The organism is Kineococcus auxinigenes (genome assembly GCF_050871525.1).
Taxonomy (GTDB): Bacteria; Actinomycetota; Actinomycetes; order Actinomycetales; family Kineococcaceae; genus Kineococcus.
The window spans coordinates 1-17,883 of record NZ_JBKBCT010000080.1; the positions used below are offsets into that span (position 1 = coordinate 1).

13 protein-coding genes and 1 pseudogene are annotated in these 17,883 nt (G+C 74.3%); 6 read left to right on the forward strand and 8 right to left on the reverse strand.

Going from position 1 to position 17,883, the window contains the following annotated elements:
• Positions 1–580 precede the first annotated feature (580 nt).
• A complete protein-coding gene (locus ACRYR9_RS16950; protein ID WP_432494991.1) occupies positions 581–769 on the forward strand; it encodes a heme biosynthesis protein HemY in 189 nt (62 codons plus the stop codon).
• A gap of 50 nt (positions 770–819) precedes the next feature.
• Here the strand turns inward: ACRYR9_RS16950 and ACRYR9_RS16955 are convergent, their stop codons facing one another.
• The 3 genes from ACRYR9_RS16955 to sucC all read right to left on the reverse strand — a co-directional run bounded on the left by ACRYR9_RS16955 (position 820) and on the right by sucC (position 4,338).
• Entirely contained in the window at positions 820–2,130 is a 1,311-nt protein-coding gene (locus ACRYR9_RS16955) for a cell division protein PerM (protein WP_432494989.1), read from the reverse strand.
• A 123-nt stretch (positions 2,131–2,253) separates the two neighbouring features.
• Complete coding sequence (gene sucD, locus ACRYR9_RS16960; RefSeq protein ID WP_432494987.1) at positions 2,254–3,159, reverse strand: succinate--CoA ligase subunit alpha; 906 nt, start codon at positions 3,157–3,159, stop codon at positions 2,254–2,256.
• Positions 3,160–3,162: 3 nt separating this feature from the next.
• The gene (gene sucC, locus ACRYR9_RS16965; protein WP_432494985.1) at positions 3,163–4,338 is read right to left on the reverse strand and encodes an ADP-forming succinate--CoA ligase subunit beta; all 1,176 of its coding nucleotides are present in this window, start codon (positions 4,336–4,338) and stop codon (positions 3,163–3,165) included.
• Between the two features lie 387 nt (positions 4,339–4,725).
• Between sucC and ACRYR9_RS16970 the strand changes: the two genes are divergently transcribed.
• Positions 4,726–5,409 (forward strand): GNAT family N-acetyltransferase, encoded by a 684-nt coding sequence (locus ACRYR9_RS16970; RefSeq protein ID WP_432494983.1) that lies wholly within the window; start codon positions 4,726–4,728, stop codon positions 5,407–5,409.
• A gap of 77 nt (positions 5,410–5,486) precedes the next feature.
• The gene (locus ACRYR9_RS16975; RefSeq protein ID WP_432494981.1) at positions 5,487–6,107 is read left to right on the forward strand and encodes an L-threonylcarbamoyladenylate synthase; all 621 of its coding nucleotides are present in this window, start codon (positions 5,487–5,489) and stop codon (positions 6,105–6,107) included.
• Positions 6,108–6,132: 25 nt separating this feature from the next.
• On the opposite strand, the gene ACRYR9_RS16980 is transcribed toward ACRYR9_RS16975, so the two are convergent.
• The 5 genes from ACRYR9_RS16980 to ACRYR9_RS17000 form a co-directional block, all read right to left on the reverse strand.
• The gene (locus ACRYR9_RS16980; RefSeq protein ID WP_432494979.1) at positions 6,133–6,312 is read right to left on the reverse strand and encodes an MFS transporter small subunit; all 180 of its coding nucleotides are present in this window, start codon (positions 6,310–6,312) and stop codon (positions 6,133–6,135) included.
• Positions 6,309–7,733 (reverse strand): OFA family MFS transporter, encoded by a 1,425-nt coding sequence (locus ACRYR9_RS16985; RefSeq protein WP_432494977.1) that lies wholly within the window; start codon positions 7,731–7,733, stop codon positions 6,309–6,311. Before ACRYR9_RS16985 ends, ACRYR9_RS16980 begins: the two co-directional genes overlap by 4 nt.
• Before the next feature lie 220 nt (positions 7,734–7,953).
• On the reverse strand, positions 7,954–8,796 hold the full coding sequence (locus tag ACRYR9_RS16990; RefSeq protein WP_432496975.1) for an HpcH/HpaI aldolase/citrate lyase family protein: 843 nt from the start codon (positions 8,794–8,796) through the stop codon (positions 7,954–7,956).
• A gap of 194 nt (positions 8,797–8,990) precedes the next feature.
• Complete coding sequence (locus ACRYR9_RS16995) at positions 8,991–12,326, reverse strand: pectinesterase family protein (RefSeq protein WP_432496977.1); 3,336 nt, start codon at positions 12,324–12,326, stop codon at positions 8,991–8,993.
• Between the two features lie 156 nt (positions 12,327–12,482).
• Entirely contained in the window at positions 12,483–14,447 is a 1,965-nt protein-coding gene (locus ACRYR9_RS17000; RefSeq protein WP_432496980.1) for a DUF6807 family protein, read from the reverse strand.
• A 165-nt stretch (positions 14,448–14,612) separates the two neighbouring features.
• Between ACRYR9_RS17000 and ACRYR9_RS17005 the strand changes: the two genes are divergently transcribed.
• From ACRYR9_RS17005 to ACRYR9_RS17015, 3 genes and pseudogenes are all read left to right on the forward strand, one after another.
• A complete protein-coding gene (locus ACRYR9_RS17005; protein ID WP_432496982.1) occupies positions 14,613–15,962 on the forward strand; it encodes an ABC transporter substrate-binding protein in 1,350 nt (449 codons plus the stop codon).
• Positions 15,959–16,929, forward strand: a pseudogene (locus ACRYR9_RS17010) (carbohydrate ABC transporter permease). The gene ACRYR9_RS17005 and the pseudogene ACRYR9_RS17010 overlap by 4 nt, the downstream one beginning before the upstream one ends.
• On the forward strand, positions 16,926–17,819 hold the full coding sequence (locus ACRYR9_RS17015; protein ID WP_432496985.1) for a carbohydrate ABC transporter permease: 894 nt from the start codon (positions 16,926–16,928) through the stop codon (positions 17,817–17,819). Before ACRYR9_RS17010 ends, ACRYR9_RS17015 begins: the two are co-directional and overlap by 4 nt.
• Positions 17,820–17,883 lie beyond the last annotated feature (64 nt).

The following is a 17,883-nucleotide window of genomic DNA, read 5'->3' on the forward strand; positions in this document are numbered from 1 at the left end:
AGGTTGCCGGACGGTCTCGCTGCAGACCACCACCGACACGCCCGAGCGGTGACGGCCCACCCCGGCGTGTTCGCTCCCGCCTGCAGCACCGCTGTCCACCGCGGGTCCGAACGCGCGGTCATCCCGCTGTCATGGCGCCGTACCCGATGGGCTTCGTCGTACCTGCACCGAGCACTCCGCACATCGACCCGTCACCACGATCTTCAAGCGCTGTCGGGTCTGTTGCACGATCCGGTACAGCGCCCGTGGCCCCACCCCGTGCATCCGCAGCAGGTCGACCTCCCGCAGGCGGCTCACGTCGTGCAGGGAACCCACCCCTGCAGCAGCCAGTGCCCGCAGCGCCGGGCGGCCGATCCGGGCGGGCAGGTCCGACGCGTCGGGGGCGGACCACTGAGACACGGGGGACTCCCTGCGGAGGCGGGCCGGTCCACTGGTGGACTCCCTCGACGAGCGGAACTCATCGACGGCAGGCGCACCCGGGCCGTGCGACGGACAGCGCCCTGGACCGCGGAACCACCGGGGAGGACACTGCCGGGGAGGGGCGCTCACCGCGCTCCCGGTGGTCGAGGAGGTGGGTGCCGTGCCCGAGGAGCGCCCCGCGGCGCCGTCCGGCGCTGAGGACGCGAACGACCCCAGGAGTCGCTACCGCACCCTGCCGGAACCGGTCCGCATCGCCGACACCGTGGAGAGCCACGACCCCCTTCCGGCGCCGGACCCGACCACGGGACGCGATCCCGAGCGGGACTTCGTGCTGCGCAACGCGGGCTGAGGAGCGCACACCCCGACCGGACGGGCACCCACGACCCGCGGGCCGGGGTCCTAGCTCTCCGTCCCGGGCGGGGTGCCGTCGACGCCCGGTGCACCACCGTCCCGGCCCCGGCGCGCCCGGCCCAGGAGCCCACCGGCGGGCGCGGGCGAGCCGGCGGGCAGGTCGACGGCGAGGCGGGTACCGCGCCGTGCCTGCACCGCTCGCTGCAGCAGCACCGCGAGCGCCCCGCCGGCGGCCACCTCCCCCGCGACCGCCAGACCCGTCAGCAGCGCGGACGGGCCGATCTCGCTCATGCGCCCGGCCCCCAGGGGCCCGGACGCCGCCGCCGCCAGCACCGCCAGCGCCGCACCCGCCAGCACCCCGGTCAGCGCGGCCACCGCGAGGCGGTGCGCGAGCCCGGTGGGTTCCCCGGCGCGGGCGCGGCGCAGCACCGCGGCGCCCGCCCCCACCAGCACCGGCAGCACGACGACCAGCCAGGTCGCGGTGGGCGTGGGTCCTTGCGGCGGCAGCCCTCCGAGCACGGGCAGCGCGGGCAGCGTGGCCAGGGTGGTGCCGCCCGGTGCGACGGAGGTCGCGGTGCCCACGGCGAACCCGGGCCCCGCGGTCCACGCCACCGCCCAGACCGCGAGCGTCGGCAGCAGCAGGGCCTGCGCCAGCAGCAGCAGGAGCCCGCCCAGCCAGCCGGGCTGCAGGGAGCGGTGCAGCAGCAGCACGTCGGCGCGCCCGTGCACCAGCGCCACCGCGACCGTCAGGGCCCCCAGGGCCAGCAGCGCCGCCGCGCACGCCGCCGCGGGTCGCAGGGCGGCGGCGAGGGCCGGGGGCACCCGAGCCGGCAGCGGCGGGCGGTGCGCCCGGGCGGCCACGGCGAACCCGGCCGCCCCGACGACGAACCCGCCCAGCAGCGCGTGCAGCGGCCCGGCGGCCGTGACGCCGCTGCGCGTGGCCAGCGCCACCAGCAGCGCCAGCACGCCGTAGCCGCCGGCGAAGACCGCCGCACCGGGCCAGAACGGCACGTCGCGCTCGGCAGCGCTCTGGTCGCGCAGCCACAGCCGCACCGCCCGCACGGCCGAGGCCACGGCCAGCAGGGTCACGCCCAGCGGCGCGACGGCGAGCGTCCCGCCGACCACGGCCACGGGTGCGCCGTGGCCGAGCAGCCACACGTCGGCGCCCACGCGCACCACCGCGGCGAGCGAGGAGGTGGAGCGCACCGCGCCGAGCCAGGCCACGAGGGTCAGCACGGCGACGGGCAGCAGCAGGGTCAGCACCGCCCGCACGGCCGCGGTCAGCAGCGGCAGCAGGTCGGCGGGGGTGGCGCGGGGGGGCTTGGGGGTACCGGCGGGGCGGTCGACGAGCGTGGACATCGTCCCCATGCTCTCCCGCCGCGGGCCGTGCGGTGCGCGACGCGCCCGGGCGGGGTGCGAGCAGGCCCCCGCCGGCGGGTGCCGGCGGGGGCCTGCTTCAGCGGGCGCGGGGCGCCGCGGGGGTCACTTCGACAGGGAGTGGAAGATCTCCCGGGCGAGGTTGGCGGTCTCGCTGGGCGTCTTGCCGACCTTGACGCCGGCGGCCTCGAGGGCCTCCTTCTTGGCCTGCGCGGTGCCGGCCGAGCCGGACACGATGGCGCCGGCGTGGCCCATCGTCTTGCCCTCGGGCGCGGTGAACCCGGCGACGTAGCCGACGACGGGCTTGGTGACGTTGGCCTCGATGAACTTGGCCGCGCGCTCCTCGGCGTCGCCGCCGATCTCGCCGATCATCACGATGACGTCGGTCTCCGGGTCGTCCTGGAACGCCTGGAGCGCGTCGATGTGCGTGGTGCCGATGACGGGGTCGCCGCCGATGCCCACGGCGGAGGAGAAGCCGATGTCGCGCAGCTCGTACATCATCTGGTACGTCAGCGTGCCGGACTTGGACACCAGCCCGATGCGCCCGGGCGGGGTGATGTCGGCGGGGATGATGCCGACGTTCGACTTGCCGGGGCTGATGAGGCCGGGGCAGTTCGGGCCGATGAGGCGCGTCTTGCCGCCCGCGGCGGCCAGCGCGTAGAACTCCGCACTGTCGTGCACCGGCACGCCCTCGGTGATGACGACCACGAGGGGCGTCTCGGCCTCGATGGCCTCCACCGCGGCGGCCTTGGTGAACTTCGCCGGGACGAAGATCACGCTGACGTCGGCGCCGGTGGCCTCGCGGGCCTCGGCGACGGTGCCGAACACCGGCACCTGCACGGGCGAGCCGTCCGCACCGGTGAAGTCGACGCTCTGGCCGGCCTTGCTCGGGTTGACGCCGCCGACGACGTTCGTGCCGGAGGCGAGCATCCGCTGGGTGTGCTTGCGGCCCTCGGAGCCGGTCATGCCCTGCACGAGGACCTTGCTGTCGGAGTTCAGGAAGATCGCCACGGATCAGGCCTTTCCGGTGCTCGCGAGTTCGGCGGCCTTGGCGGCCGCGCCGTCCATGGTGTCGACGACGGTCACCAGCGGGTGGTCCGCCTCGGCGAGGATGCGCCGGCCCTCCTCGACGTTGTTGCCGTCCAGGCGCACGACCAGCGGCTTGGTGGCCTCGTCGCCGAGGATGCCCAGGGCGGAGACGATGCCCTTGGCGACCTCGTCGCAGGCGGTGATGCCGCCGAAGACGTTGACGAACACGCTCTTGACCTGCGTGTCGTTGAGGATCACGTCCAGGCCGTTGGCCATGACCTGCGCGGAGGCGCCGCCGCCGATGTCGAGGAAGTTCGCGGGCTTGACCCCGCCGAACTCCTCCCCGGCGTAGGCGACGACGTCCAGGGTGCTCATGACGAGCCCGGCGCCGTTGCCGATGATGCCGACCTCACCGTCGAGCTTGACGTAGTTGAGGTTCATCTCCTTGGCCTTGGCCTCGAGCGGGTCGGCCGCGGCGGCGTCGACCAGCTCGGCGTGGCCGGGGTGGCGGAAGTCGGCGTTCTCGTCGAGCGTCACCTTGCCGTCGAGGGCGACGATCTGCCCGTCCTCGGTGCGCACCAGCGGGTTGACCTCGACGAGGGTGGCGTCCTCGGCGGTGAACACGCCCCACAGCTTCTGCACGACGTCGGCGACGGCCTCGCGCAGCTCGGGCGCGAACCCGGCCTTCTCCACGATCTCGGCGGCCTTGGCGGCGTCGATGCCGGTGCGGGCGTCCACGGGCACGCGGGCCAGCGCCTCGGGGCGCTCCACGGCCAGCTGCTCGATCTCCACGCCGCCCTCGACGCTGGCCATCGCCAGGTAGGTGCGGTTGGAGCGGTCGAGCAGGACCGAGAAGTAGAACTCCTCGGCGATCTTGGCGCCCTGGGCGATCATCACCTGGTGCACCGTGTGGCCCTTGATGTCCATGCCGAGGATCTCGCGGGCGCGCTCGGCGGCCTCCGCCGGGGAGTGGGCGAGCTTCACGCCGCCCGCCTTGCCGCGCCCGCCGGTCTTCACCTGGGCCTTGACGACCACGGTGCCGCCGCCCATGCTCTCGGCCGCGGCCTGCGCCTGCTCCGGCGTCGTCGCGACCTTGCCGTCCAGGACGGGTACGCCGTGCGCCGCGAACATGTCGCGCGCCTGGTACTCGAAGAGGTCCACCAGTCTTCCTCGTCTTCGTCGTCGGAAGTTGTCGTGTCGCTGCCGACGAGCGCCCCGCACGGGGCCCGCGTCGGCCGGCACCGGGCGTTCAGCACCCTAGTGCTCCCCCGCCACGAGGACCCGGTCGGCACGGATGACGCAGATCACACCACCCCGGCGGCCCCGGTGGGCACCACTGCCCCGGGCACCGGGACGACGGTCCCTCCAGCGCGGTGGAGCGGCGCGGGCACGGGACGCGGGGCGACCGGGGCGCCGGGTCCGGGGAGCGGGGAGCGCACGCGCCCCTGCAGCCCCTCCCGCAGCGGCCCGACCCGGCCGTGGCAGCACCACCGCGCTGCGCGCGGTGCCGGGGCGTGATCGCGGACGACCGCGTGGAACCATGCGCCGGTGAGCCTCCACCCCCTCGACGAGCCCGTCTGGGCCTCGCTGACCGGAACGCACCAGCACCTCGCCGAGGGCACCGGGCTCGCCCGCCGCTACCCGGCGGACGTCTCGCCGTTCTGCGCACTGGCGGACGCGGGGGACGAGCGGGCGTGGGCGGACCTGCGGGAGGTCGCGGGGGCGGGTGCCCAGGTGCTGCTGCCGGGGGTGGACGCCGCCCCACCGGCGGGCGCGCGGGTGGTGCGGGACCTGCCGGGCGTGCAGCTCGTGGCCACCGGAGCGCTGGACGCGCGCCCGGACCCGGAGGCGCTGGAGCTCGGCGAGGACGACGTGCCGGAGGTGCTGGACCTGGTGGAGCGCACCCGGCCGGGGCCGTTCGGGCGGCGCACCCGGCTGCTGGGCACCTACCTGGGGATCCGCGACGAGGCCGGCCGCCTGGTGGCGGTGGCCGGTGAGCGGCTGCACCCGCCGGGGTTCACCGAGATCAGCGCCGTGTGCACCGACCCCGCCGCGCGCGGGCGCGGGCTGGCGAGCCGGCTGGTGCGGGCGGTGGCCGCGGGGATCCTCGCGCGCGGTGAGACGCCGTTCCTGCACGCCGCCGCGGAGAACACCGTCGCGGTCCGGCTGTACGGGGCGCTGGGTTTCCGGCTGCGCCGCACCGTGGCGTTCCCGCTCGTCGAGCTGCCCTGACCGCCGAGGTGCCCCGACCGCCGGGGTGCCCCGCCCGCTGGGCTGCCGCCCCCGCGCGCCCGTCCTACAGTCGCCGCATGGCCCGCTTCGTCGAGGTGCACCCGCAGGACCCGCAGCCGCGGGCGCTGACGCAACTGGTGGCGGTGCTGCGCGACGACGCGCTCATCGCCTACCCGACGGACTCCTGCTACGCGCTGGGCTGCCGGCTGGACAGCCGCACCGGTGCCGACCGGATCCGCCGGATCCGCCACCTGGACGAGCGGCACCACTTCACCCTGGTGTGCGCGGACTTCGCCCAGCTCGGGCAGTTCGTGCACCTGGACAACTCCGCGTTCCGGGCGGTGAAGTCCGCCACCCCGAACCCGTACACGTTCATCCTGCCGGCGACGAAGGACGTGCCGCGCCGCTTCGCGCACCCGCGCAAGAAGACGGTGGGCGTGCGCATCCCCGACCACCCGTTCGTGCGGGCGCTGCTGCGCGAGCTGGGCGAGCCGCTGCTGTCCAGCACCCTGCTGCTGCCCGGCCAGGACGAGCCGCCCACCGACGCGTGGAGCATCAAGGAGGAGCTGGACCACCTGGTGGACGCGGTCGTGGACGCCGGCGAGGTGGGCACGACGCCCACCACGGTCGTGGACCTGTCGGAGGGTTCCCCCGAGGTGGTGCGCGAGGGCGCCGGCGACCCGGACCGCTTCCGCTGACCCGGTCGCCGGCGACCTGCGCCACTCAGCCGGTGAACAACCGGGAGGCGCGCACCAGCGTCTCGACGAGCCCGTAGGCCAGCGGCACGCCGACGAGCGTCCAGGCGAGCGCCACGCGCGCGCCGGACCCGCCGGTGCGGCCGCCGGCCGTCGCGCCGCTGCCCGTGCTCCCCGTGCTCCCCGTGCTCCCCGTGCTCGCGCTCACGACGCGCTCCTCTCCTGCTGATCGTCCAGCTGCTCGCGCCGCCCGCCCGCACCCGCCGCGACCGGCTCGTGGAAGCGCTCGGACACCGGCCGCACGAGCAGGTTCGCGAGGAATCCGACGGCCAGCAGGCCCACCATGGTCAGCAGCGCCGGGCGGTAGGCGGCGGCCGTCAGGCTGCCCGGTTCGCCCTGCGCGTCGAGGAACCCGTTGACGATGAGCGGGCCGAAGATCCCGGCGGTCGACCAGGCGGTGAGCAGGCGACCGTGGATCGCCCCGACCTGGAACGTGCCGAACAGGTCGCGCAGGTAGGCCGGGGCCGTGGAGAAGCCGCCGCCGTAGAAGGACAGGATGACGGCTGCCAGCAGCACGAACAGCGCGGTGCTGGTCTGCCCGAACAGCGCCAGGAGCAGGTAGGCCACCAGGCCGACGCCCAGGTACACCATGTAGATGGGTTTGCGGCCGATGACGTCCGAGGTGGAGGACCACACGAACCTCCCGGCCATGTTCGCCATGGACAGCAGACCGACGAACCCGCCCGCTGCCGCCACGGCGACCGTGGAGGTTCCGCCGTCGCCGCGGAAGAAGTCCTGGATCATCGGCGCGGCCTGTTCCAGGATGCCGATGCCGGCGGTGACGTTGCAGAACAGCACCACCCACAGCAGCCAGAACTGCGGGGTGCGGATCGCGTTGCGGGCCGAGACGCTCGCGGTGGTCACCATCGACCGGCTGCGCACCGTCGCCGGGTCGAAGCCGGCGGGACGCCACCCGTCCGGGGGGACGCGCACGGTCGCGGCGCCGAAGGCCATGAACAAGGCGTGGGCGACGGCGAAGGTGACGAACAGCATGGCGACGGCCTGGCCGCTGGGCACGCTGCCGGCGACGGTGGGGTCGTACGTCTCGTCGTAGGCGCCCAGCAGCCGGGAGGACAGCGGGCTCGCCACCAGGGCACCGCCGCCGAAACCCATGATGGCCATGCCGGTCGCCAGACCCGGGCGGTCGGGGAACCACTTGATGAGCGTGGACACCGGTGAGATGTACCCGATGCCCAGGCCGATGCCGCCGATGACGCCGTACCCCAGGTACAGCAGCCACAACTGGGAGGTGACGATCCCCAGGGCGCCGACGAGGAACCCGGTGACCCAGAACAACGCCGAGGTCGCCATCGCCTTGCGGGGGCCGTTGCGGTCCACCCAGGTGCCGGCGACGGCGGCGGACAACCCGAGCATGACGATCGCGATGGAGAACACGACGCCGATCTCGGTGTTGCCGACGCCGAAGTGCTCGACGAGGGCGTTCTTGTAGACGCTGGTGGCGTACACCTGCCCGATGCACAGGTGCACCGCCAGCGCGGCGGGCGGCACGAGCCAGCGGTTGAAACCGGGCGGCGCGATGCTGCGCCGCCGGTCGAGGAGGGAGACCACTGGTTGCTCCTTCGCGTGCGGTGGTCCTGCGGGGGGCGCCACGCTAGGGCCGGGGAGCGCGGGGCGCCATCGACGCGCCGACGCCACCACCGCTTCAGCGCAGCGCGCCGAACACACCTCCCGCGACGGCGGCGCCCACGAGCGCGCCGACGACCACCTGCGCGGGGGGGGGGGGGGGGGGGGGGGGGGGGGGGGGGGGGGCCCCCCCCCCCCCCGCGTCTCACAACGGCTGGATGCCGAAGGCCTCGGCGAGCTCCAGGATGCGCCGGGCGCGGCCCAGGCGCGGCAGGTCGGAGCCGTCGCGGACCACGCCGCCGCTGCTCTCGAACTTCTCCACGACGTCCTGCGCCCAGGTGGCGTCGGTGGCCGTGGGGCTCATCACCTCGTTGATGACGGGCGCCTGGTCGGAGTCCAGGCACAGCTTGCCCATCATGCCCAGCGACACCGCGACCGAGGAGTTGTCCCGCAGCTCCGGCAGGCCCCCGCCGACGGTGGGGCCGTCGATCGGGCCGGGCAGGCCGCCGATGCGGCTGGCCACGACGAGGCGGCTGCGCGGGTACGCCATGGCCAGGTCGTCGGCGCTGGCACCGGTGTCGCGGCGGTAGTCGCCGGAGCCGAACGCGAGGCGGAACGCGCCGCGCGCGCACGCGATGGAACGGGCCTCCTCGATGCCGAGGGCGGACTCCACCAGCGCCACCACGGGCGTCCGGCCGCCCAGCGCCTCGAACGTGTCGGTGACCTGCTCGCCGGACTCCGTCTTGGCCAGCACCACGCCCAGCAGGTTCGGGGTGCCGCGCAGCTGCTCGACGTCATCGCGCCAGTGCGCCGTGGTGACGTCGTTGATGCGCACGAAGGCGCGCCCGCCGGCGCGCAGCCAGGCGACGACGTCCTGGCGGGCGGCGTCCTTGCGGCTGGGGTCGACGGCGTCCTCCACGTCGAGGACGACGGAGTCGGCGCGGGACCGGGCCGCGGTGTCGAAGAGGTCCGCGCGGGCGGCGTTCACCAGCAGCCAGGTGCGCGCGTACCTCGGCTCCACGACGTGGGCCGTCCTGTCGGTGCTCATGTCCGTCTCCTCACCCGGCCGCGGCCGGCTCCCGCTACCCGGCCTCACCGCCGGCTCGTGCACCGCACCGACCGTAGCGGCCGCCTCCGCGCGGGGGGTGCCGGCGAGGCCGCGGGGCGGCGTGACATGGCGCACGGCGGCCGCGCGCCGACGGTCCCGGCCGGGAGCGGTGCGCTCCCGGCCGGGACGGTCGGTCAGCTCCGGGGGTCCCAGCCGTCCGAGCCGGCCAGGTACGCCTCCGGCGTCGCCGCGCGGGCCTGCTGCGCGCTCAGCTGGGGGCGCCCGTCCAGCGGCCGCCGCCCGTGCGCCGCGCCGGGGCCGCGGTTGCGGAACTCCGCCAGGCGGTCCTCGCGCCACGACCACCCGCTCATGTCCGACCACGCGGGAGTGCCGACGTGGCGACCCAGCCAGGAGTTCCGCACGACGACCGCGGGGTCGACGTCGGGGTTGCTGCTCGGGTGCCACGGCCGGCCCAGGAACACCGAGCCCGCGGCGGCGTCGGAGACGAACCGCGAGCCGGTGAACAGGAACCCGGGGGCGCCCCGGGGGGTGGACGGTGCGGCCACGTACCCGTTGACCTCCTGGCCGCGGTCCAGCGAGCGCAGCGTGGAGTCCTCCACCACGAGCGTGGCGCCGCCGTAGACGAAGTCCACGTCCCCCTCGATGTGCGAGTCGTGCACGTAGACGCGCGAGACCTCCTCGCGGTTCGGGTTGTCGGCCAGGAACGTGTCCTGGTTGCCCAGCAGCCGGACCCCGTCCAGTTCCACGCGGTCACCGGTGGTGCGCAGCGCCAGGGCCTGGCTGGGCCCGTTCGCCACCTCGTCGTAGGCGTTGAGCACGGTGAGGTCGCGCAGTTCCACGTCGTCGGCGAGGACCGCGAGCGCGGGGGAGCCGGTGTGCCCGAACGTGCCGCCGTAGAACTTCTCCTGCCCGGCGGCGAGGTCGTACGTGAGCACCACGTCCTCGGCCCGGCCGGTCTCGCCGCGCAGCACCAGGTGCTCGGCGCCCGGGCGGATCCGGACGACCTCCCGGTAGGTGCCGGGTGCCACGACGACCTCGACCGGGTGCCCGGCTCGTTCCGCCGCGCCCACCGCGGCACCGATGCTGGCGAAGTCACCGGTGCCGTCCAGGGCGACCCGGACGCGCCCGCCGATCTGCTCCTGACCGCCGAGCGGCCCGGCACCGGCGTCGACGACCTGCGCCACCCGCTCGACCGGGTCGGGGGTGTAGGCGTAGTGCGCCCGCGCGTCGAAGGCGGGCCCCGTGTCGTCCTTCCGGCCGCGGATCGAGACGAACCGGTTGCCGCGCGACTCCAGGGTGGCGGTGGGGTCCTTGGCGACCAGCGCGTCCTCGCCCTGCTCGTAGACGCTGGCCTCCACCAGCACGCGGGCGCCGCCGCGCGCCATCGTCCCGTACTGGCCGATACCGGTCAGGTGGTTGTTGTACAGGTGCGCCGCCGCGGTGTTGTCGATGCTGGCGTTGCGCTGGTAGGTGTTGTCGAACCGGTTGTGGTGCATGGTGATGGTCGTCACCACGTTGTCCGTCCAGCCGACGCCCACGGTCTTGTTGTGGTCCCGGAAGGAGTTCCACGACAGGGTGACGTTCGTGGAGTCCTTGCGGACGTCGACGAGGCCGTCGCCCAGCCGGGTGAACTCGTTGTGGTCGACCCACACGTTCGAGGCGGTGTCCATGCGGATGCCGTCGTTGTCGTTGCCCTCGCTCTTGCCGTCCCAGTCGCCGGGCACGTAGCTGTCGCGGAACGTCAGGTTGCGCACGACGACGTTGCGCGAGCCGTTCAGGAACAGCCCACCGCCCACGAGTTCGGCGCCGGCACCGTCCCCGGCGATGGTCTTGTGGCTGGCGACCTCGATCATCGAACCGAACTCCTCGACCCGCACCTCACCGCGCACGAGGATCGTCAGCGGTTCGGGCAGGGCGGCGAGCCGGGCCAGTTCCGCGGCGTCGGTGGCGACCGCGGTGCGCCCGCCGGTCCCGCCGATCGTGCCGCGCGGCAGGTCCGGGGTGGGCGTGGAGGCGAAACCCGTGGCGACGGGCGACCACTGCGGCCCGTCGGCGGTGACGTCGTCCGGGGCGCCGATGCGTTCCAGCAGCGCGTTCCCGGCGACGGCCGGGTCGGTGGGGTCCGAGCCCTGCGTCAGCCGGCCCGCACCGGCCCAGCGCGCGACGGCCTCGGCGGCGACGTCGGCGGGCTGGACCACCCCGTGCGGCCCGGCGGTGCCGGTGACGGTGCGCGACAGCGGGCGGTCCGGGTTCGCCGCGTTGTACGCGGCGAGGACGTCGACCTCCTCGCCGTTCACCAGGGTGCCGGTCGCGTCGATGCCGGTGCCGCCCCAGTTCTCCACGATCCGCTCGGGCCCGACGCCCTCGGCCAGCTCGAAGGTGTTCTCCCGCGCGATGATGCTGGACTCCACACCGACGCCCCAGGAGTACGCGTACGTCTCCGGGCCGGTGACGCGGTAGGTGTTGTCGTACACGTGCGCCTGCCCGTACCGCACGCGCGGGGCGCGCTGCACGAGGTCGGTGAACTCGTTGTGGTGCATCGTGACGCGGATCTTCCCGCGGTCGGCCACCGCGCCGTCGCCGTTGCCCCACAGCAGGGACTTGTCGTGGCCGGACAGCCGGCTCCACGAGATCGTCACCAGGTCCGCCTGGCGGACCACGTCGAGCAGGCCGTCGTGGCGCAGGAAGCGCTCGCCGAAGTGCTCGGGCTGCTCGGCGTCGACGGTCCCGCCGTCGTCGAGGGTGAGGTGGTCCAGCCAGACGTGCCGCGACCCGGACACGACGAGGTTGTCCCGCTCGGTCTTCCAGGTGTCGCCGTTCCACACCGGGAAGCAGTCGTAGGCGTCCGAGATCCGCAGGTCGCGGACGATGACGTTCTCGACGCCGGAGACGTTCAGGGACAGGCCGGTGAGCTGGACGTCCCCGACGCCGATCAGGGTGGTGTTCGAGCCGACGTCGATGCGGACCTCCTCCCCCTGGGCGCGCGAGGACGCCTCGCGGGCGTCCTCCAGGGGCCCGGCCGCGGGCCCGGTCCAGCGCGCGGGGTCGTAGGCGTCGAGGTAACCGGCCAGGGTGTACCCGTCCCGCACCCACCGCTCGCACGGCACGGGTTCGCCGGCGGCACCGGTGCCGAGGGAGACGTCTCCGACGACGCGGACGATCTTGGGGTGGTCGCCGGCCACGGCGGCGGCGAGCTCGTCGCGGGTGCGCACGTCCACCACGTGCTGCTGGTCCGCCGCGGACCCGCCGGTTGTTCCGCCCTCGGCGGACGCCCAGCCGTCGCCCGCGGGCAGCGGCTGCCGCTCCAGGGGGACGGGGGCCGCCGCCGGCGAGCTCACCGCGGTGACCACCTCGCTCGTGGTCGTGGTCGTGGTCGTCGCGGTCGCCGCCGGCAGGGCGCCGAGCGCCACGCCGAGGGCGACGACGGGGGCCAGCGCGGGGGTCAGGGCGCGGGCCGGGCCGGCAGGGGACCGCCGCGGGCCCGGCCGGGTGCGGGTGGGGAAGGGCATCGTCGCTGCCTCTCTGCAGGAGTGCTGTGCCTCGGGGGACCGGTCGCCGCGCGGGGCGTGCCGCCCGGTCCCGAGCGCGGCGCGCGCAGGGAGGGGGCGGGGTGAGAAACCGGTTACTGAGACGCTAGCACCGATGACTGCCGGTGAACCAGACCCTCAGCCCTCCCGGGCGCTGCGCACCCGCGCGACCGCCAGCTCGGCCAGGTCGGCGGCGTCGGCGGTGTCCACGCAGCGGTCCACCACCACCGTCGTCAGCGACAGCCGCAGCGTCTCGCCCTCCCGCAGCACCAGCGGCTCGGACCACGCCACCGAGGGGCCGGCGCCCACGTAGTCGGCCAGCCGCACGAACCACGGCAGCGGCGGGCCCTCGTCCTGCACGAGCAGCACGCTGGACCAGGACCGGCCGTGGCGCCGGGTGAGCGCCAGCCACGGGGTGGCCGAGCCGTGCACCTCGCGCTCGTCGTCGGAGTCGCCGGTGAGCACCCGCGTCTCGTCGGCCCCGGCGAGGCGCCAGAACAGGCCGCCGTACCCGGCGCCGGGGCGCCCGCGCACCGCGGGGCTGGTGATCGTCGTGGCCCGCGGGGCGCGCAGGTCGCTGCGCCAGCCCAGCGCCCACGCCTCCACCTCCGGGAACACCGCGCCGGTGAGCGTCCGCTCCTCGTGCACCTGCGGGGCGCCGTCCTGGCCGAGCCAGGTGACCGGCCCGGTCAGGGACGCGCCGGAGTGCCGCACCTGCGGCGCCCCGGCCCGCTGGTGGCCGTGGTTGAGCAGCAGCGTGGGCCCGTTGCCGGGCACGAACGTGCGCCCGCCCCAGTAGGAGGTGCCGTCGACGTCGTCCACGGCCAGCGAGGCGCCGTAGTGGTGGCGGTGGTCCACGGGGCTGCTCGCGGTGACGGGGACGCCGGCCAGGGAGTGCACCGGGTGCAGGTGGGGGCGCCGGCTGTGCACCACGGGCATGCCCGAGCCGTCGGCGCAGCGGGCCAGGGGCGTGCCCAGGCCCTCCAGGACCGCGAGCCCGGTCCCGTCGGTGCGCCAGCGCGCGCGGCCGCCGCCGGCCCGGCGCTGCACGGGCCCCGCGGCGCCGCGGGAGGGCACCGGCAGCCGCCGGGGCGGGGGCACGGGGCCGGTGCTGGCGCGCACCGCGAGGACGGGCACCAGCACCCCGTCCGCGGCGTCCGGGGCGTCCGGGGCGCCGGTCAGGTGCGCCAGGTGGCGCATCGCGAGCCGGCCGATCTCGGCCTGGTCGACCCCCGTGGTGGTCAGGGAGGGGGTCGCGTACCGGGCGAGCTCGATGTCGTCGAAACCGGTGACGGAGATGTCGCCGGGGACGGCCACGCCGATCTCGTTGAGGCGGGCCAGCAGGCCGAAGGCGACCAGGTCGTTGAAGGCCAGTGCCGCGGTCGCGCGGGTGCCGAGGACCTCGTCGGCCACCCGGTGGCCCGCCTCGACGGTGGAGCCGGTGGCGATCGTGCTGATCCGCAGGTCCCCGTGCCGGTGGGCGGCCTCCTCCAGGGCCCGGGCGCGCACGCTGCTCGAGGCGGTCGTGGGCGGTCCGGCCAGCACCGCGAGGTGCCGGTGGCCCAGCCCGACGAGGTGGTCGACGAGGGCGTGCACGCCGTGCGCGTAGTCCACCCGCACCACGGGGGCGTCGACGCCGTCGAGGGGGCGGTCGGTGAGGACGACGGGGGCCACCCGCGCCAGCAGGGCCCGCAGTTCCGGTTCCGGGGTGCGGGGCGCTGCGAGCACCAGCGCGTCGCAGCGCCGGCGCGCCTGCAGGGCGACGGTGGCCTCGTCGTCGCTGGCGTCGCGGGTCTCGGCGATCAGGATCCGCTGGTCCTGCTCCGCGGCGGCGGCCATCGCTCCGCGCACGACCTCCTGGAAGACGGGGTTGCCCAGGTCGGGCACCACGAGGGCGACGGTGCCGGTGCGCCCCAGCGACAGGCCGCGGGCGAGGTCGTTGGGGCGGTACTGCAGCTCCTCGGCGACGGCCTGCACGCGTGCCGCGATGTCGGCGGCCACGGTGGAGCGCCGGTTCATGACGCGCGAGACCGTGGCGCGCGAGACGCCGGCCGCGGCGGCCACCTCGCTGATCGTCGCGCCGCCCCTGGTCGTCCTGGCCATGGCGCTGCCCCCCTCCACCACCGCGTGGTCGCGCCGCGCCGTCCCGGTGCGGTCGGGGGCAAGGCTAGACGATGGGAAACCGGTTCCTGTTGTGCTAGCTTCCGGGGAACCGGTTTCCTGCGGGGGGCCGGGGAGCCAGCACCTCAACGACGAGAGCAGGTAGACATGACGAACCGTCCTCGCGGCCGTGCCTTCCTCGCCGCACCCGCGACGGCCCTGCTGGTCGGCCTCACCGGCTGCATGGGCCCCTCGGCGTCGCAGGCGCCCGCCGCCGAGGCCGCCGACGCCTCCGACTGGGGCGAGCCCACCGGCACCGTGGAGTTCTGGGACACCAACGCCAACGCCACCCTCACCCCGGTGTGGGAGGAGCTCATCGCCGGCTTCGAGGCGGAGAACCCCGACATCGACGTGGAGTACGTCGGCCTGCCGAACTCCTCGGCGCTGCAGAAGGTCGACAACGCACTGGCGTCCGGCGCGGTCCCCGACGTGCTCCTGGTGGGCAACGACGTCGCCAACCTCATCGCGCAGAACGCGCTGACCCGCGTGGACGAGGTGTTCGAGTCCTCCGGGCTGGCCGAGGCCAGCGACCCCACCATGATCGAGAGCGAGCGGGGCAACGCCCCCGACGACGGCCTGTACAAGGTGCCGCTGACGTCGCTGTCCGACGTGATCTGGTACCGCACCGACTGGCTGGAGCAGGCGGGGCTGGCCGCGCCGACCAGCTACGACGAGTTCTTCGAGCGCGCCCGGCAGCTCAACGACCCGGCGAACAACCGCTTCGGCTACGCCTTCCGGGGCGGTCCCGGCTCCATGCCGCCCATGTTCGCCATGACCTACGGCATGTCCGGCGTCGGGGAGTTCTTCACCGAGGACGGCCAGGCCACGCTGGACGACCCGGCCAACGTCGAGGCGTTCAAGCGCTACGTCTCGCTGTACGGGAACGTCAGCGCCGAGGCGGACCTCACCAACGACTACCCCAAGATCGTCGCGGCCTTCGACGGCGGCTCGGCCTGGTCCACCCACCACAACCTCGGCTCCTACCAGGACCACGTCAAGGCCCTGGGCGCGGAGAACATCGCCGGCGTCCAGCCGTTCCCCGACGAGGACGGCGTCGTCACCGCCACCACCCCGGCCATCTCCGGCCTGGGGCTGATGGCCGAGAGCGCCGCCAAGGCCGCCGCGTGGGAGTTCATCGAGTACATGACCACCACCGGCAACTCTTCCTGGGCCGAGGCCGTCGGCCAGGTGCCGGCCAGCCTCGAGGCGCAGGACGACTCGTGGATCACGGAGTCCCAGCCGCTGCGCGAGATCGTCGAGGTCGCGGAGGACCCGAAGACGCAGTACGTCCAGCTGCCGATCTACCTGCCCGACTACGCCTCCATCTGCAAGACCGAGATGGAGCCGGACCTGCAGGCGGTGCTGACCGGGGACATGGCGCCGGAGGCGTTCCTCACCAAGTACGCCGAGCGCTTCGAGCAGGCCCTGACCGAGTACGAGCAGTACGCCGGTCGCTGACGCCGGCCGCCGATCGGAGGAAACCGTGGCAGTTCTCAGCCGGGACGCGTCGCGTCCCACGACCGCCGGCCCGGCGCCGGCCGAGCGCCGCGACCGGGAGCGGTGGACCCCCTACCTGCTCATCGCCCCCACCGCGGCGCTGCTGCTGATCTTCCTGGTCTACCCGATCGGCAGCGTCGCGTACTACAGCCTGTACAAGTACAACGTCACCAAGCCGTGGGCGAACGGCTTCGTCGGGCTGGACAACTACGTCCAGATGCTCCGCGACCCGCTGTTCTGGGACAGCCTCGTCTTCACGGCCCAGTGGGTCGTCGTGGAGGTGAGCCTGCAGCTCGTCTTCGGCCTGGCGCTGGCCCTCGTCATCAACGAGTCGTTCATCGGCCGGGCCCTGGCCCGGGCGCTCGTCTTCTCGCCCTGGGCGGTCTCCGGGGTGCTCACCACGACGATCTGGCTGCTCATCTACAACCCGACCACCGGGTTCGCCCGCTACCTGGCGGACTTCGGGATCGGCAGCTACGGCACCAGCCCGCTCATCGACTCCACCTCCGCGTTCTGGGCCGCGGTGCTGGCCGAGCTGTGGCGCGGTGTCCCGTTCTTCGCCATCCTCATCCTCGCCGACCTGCAGTCCGCCTCCGGCGACCTGTACGAGGCCGCCGAGGTGGACGGCGCCGGCCGCTTCCGCCGGTTCTGGTCCATCACGCTGCCCCACCTGAAGAACGCCATCATCCTGTCCACGCTGCTGCGGGCGGTGTGGGAGTTCAACAACGTCGACCTGCTCTACACGCTCACCGGGGGCGGCCCGGGCAACGCGACGATGACCCTGCCGCTGTACGTGGCGCGCCAGGCCATCGACGCCAAGGAGTTCGGCTACGGCGCCGCCCTGACGATGGCCGCCTTCGCCATCCTCGCCGTCTTCTCGATCACCTACCTGTGGCTGGTCCGCGCCGGCCGGGAGGACAAGGAATGAGCACCGCACCCGCCCTGAGCCACCAGGACCCCGGGGTCCGCGCCGAGGTGCGGGGGACGAGGGGGGACGGCCTGGCCAAGGCCCGGCGCGCACCCCGCTGGGCGATCTACGCCCCGCTGGGCGCGTACCTGCTGTTCACGCTCGTCCCGTTCTACTGGATCCTGCTCTTCGCCCTGCGCGAGACCGGCTCCACGGCGCTGGTGCCCCGGCCGATCACCTTCGAGCACTTCGCGACGGTGTGGAACGGCGCGGGCTTCGCGACCTTCTTCGTCAACTCCGTGGTCATCGCGGCCCTGACGCTCGTGCTCACCACCGTGATCGCCCTGCTGGGCGGCTACGGCCTGGCGCGGTTCCGCTTCCGCGGCAAGACGGCGTTCATGGTCGCCATGCTCGCCAGCCAGTTCGTGCCCGGGGCGATGCTGCTGATCCCGCTGTTCGACGTCTTCCGCGCCACCGGGCTCATCAACTCCCTGTGGAGCATCGTCGTGGCCGACACGGTGTTCCAGCTGCCGCTGTCGCTCATCCTCATGGCCGGGTTCATCCGCAACATCCCCGTCGAGCTGGAGGAGTCCTCCTGGATCGACGGGTGCGGGCGGCTGCGCGGCTTCCTCGCGGTGGTCCTGCCGCTGCTGCGGCCCGGCATCGTGGCGATCAGCTCGTTCGCCTTCATCTCCTCGTGGAACAACTTCCTGTTCGCGCTCATGTTCCTGAACTCCCAGGACCAGTTCACCGTCCCGGTGGGCCTGAGCTACATGCTGGGTGAGTACAGCGTCGACTTCGGCGCGCTGGCCGCCGGTGGCGTGGTGGCCGTGGTGCCCGTCGTCCTGGTGTTCGCCTACGTGCAGCGGTTCCTGGTGCAGGGGCTGTCGGCCGGGGCCGTGAAGGGCTGACCCGCGCCGGCCGTCCCGCCCCCGGAACGCGCAGCGCCGCACCCCTGAGCTGGGGTGCGGCGCT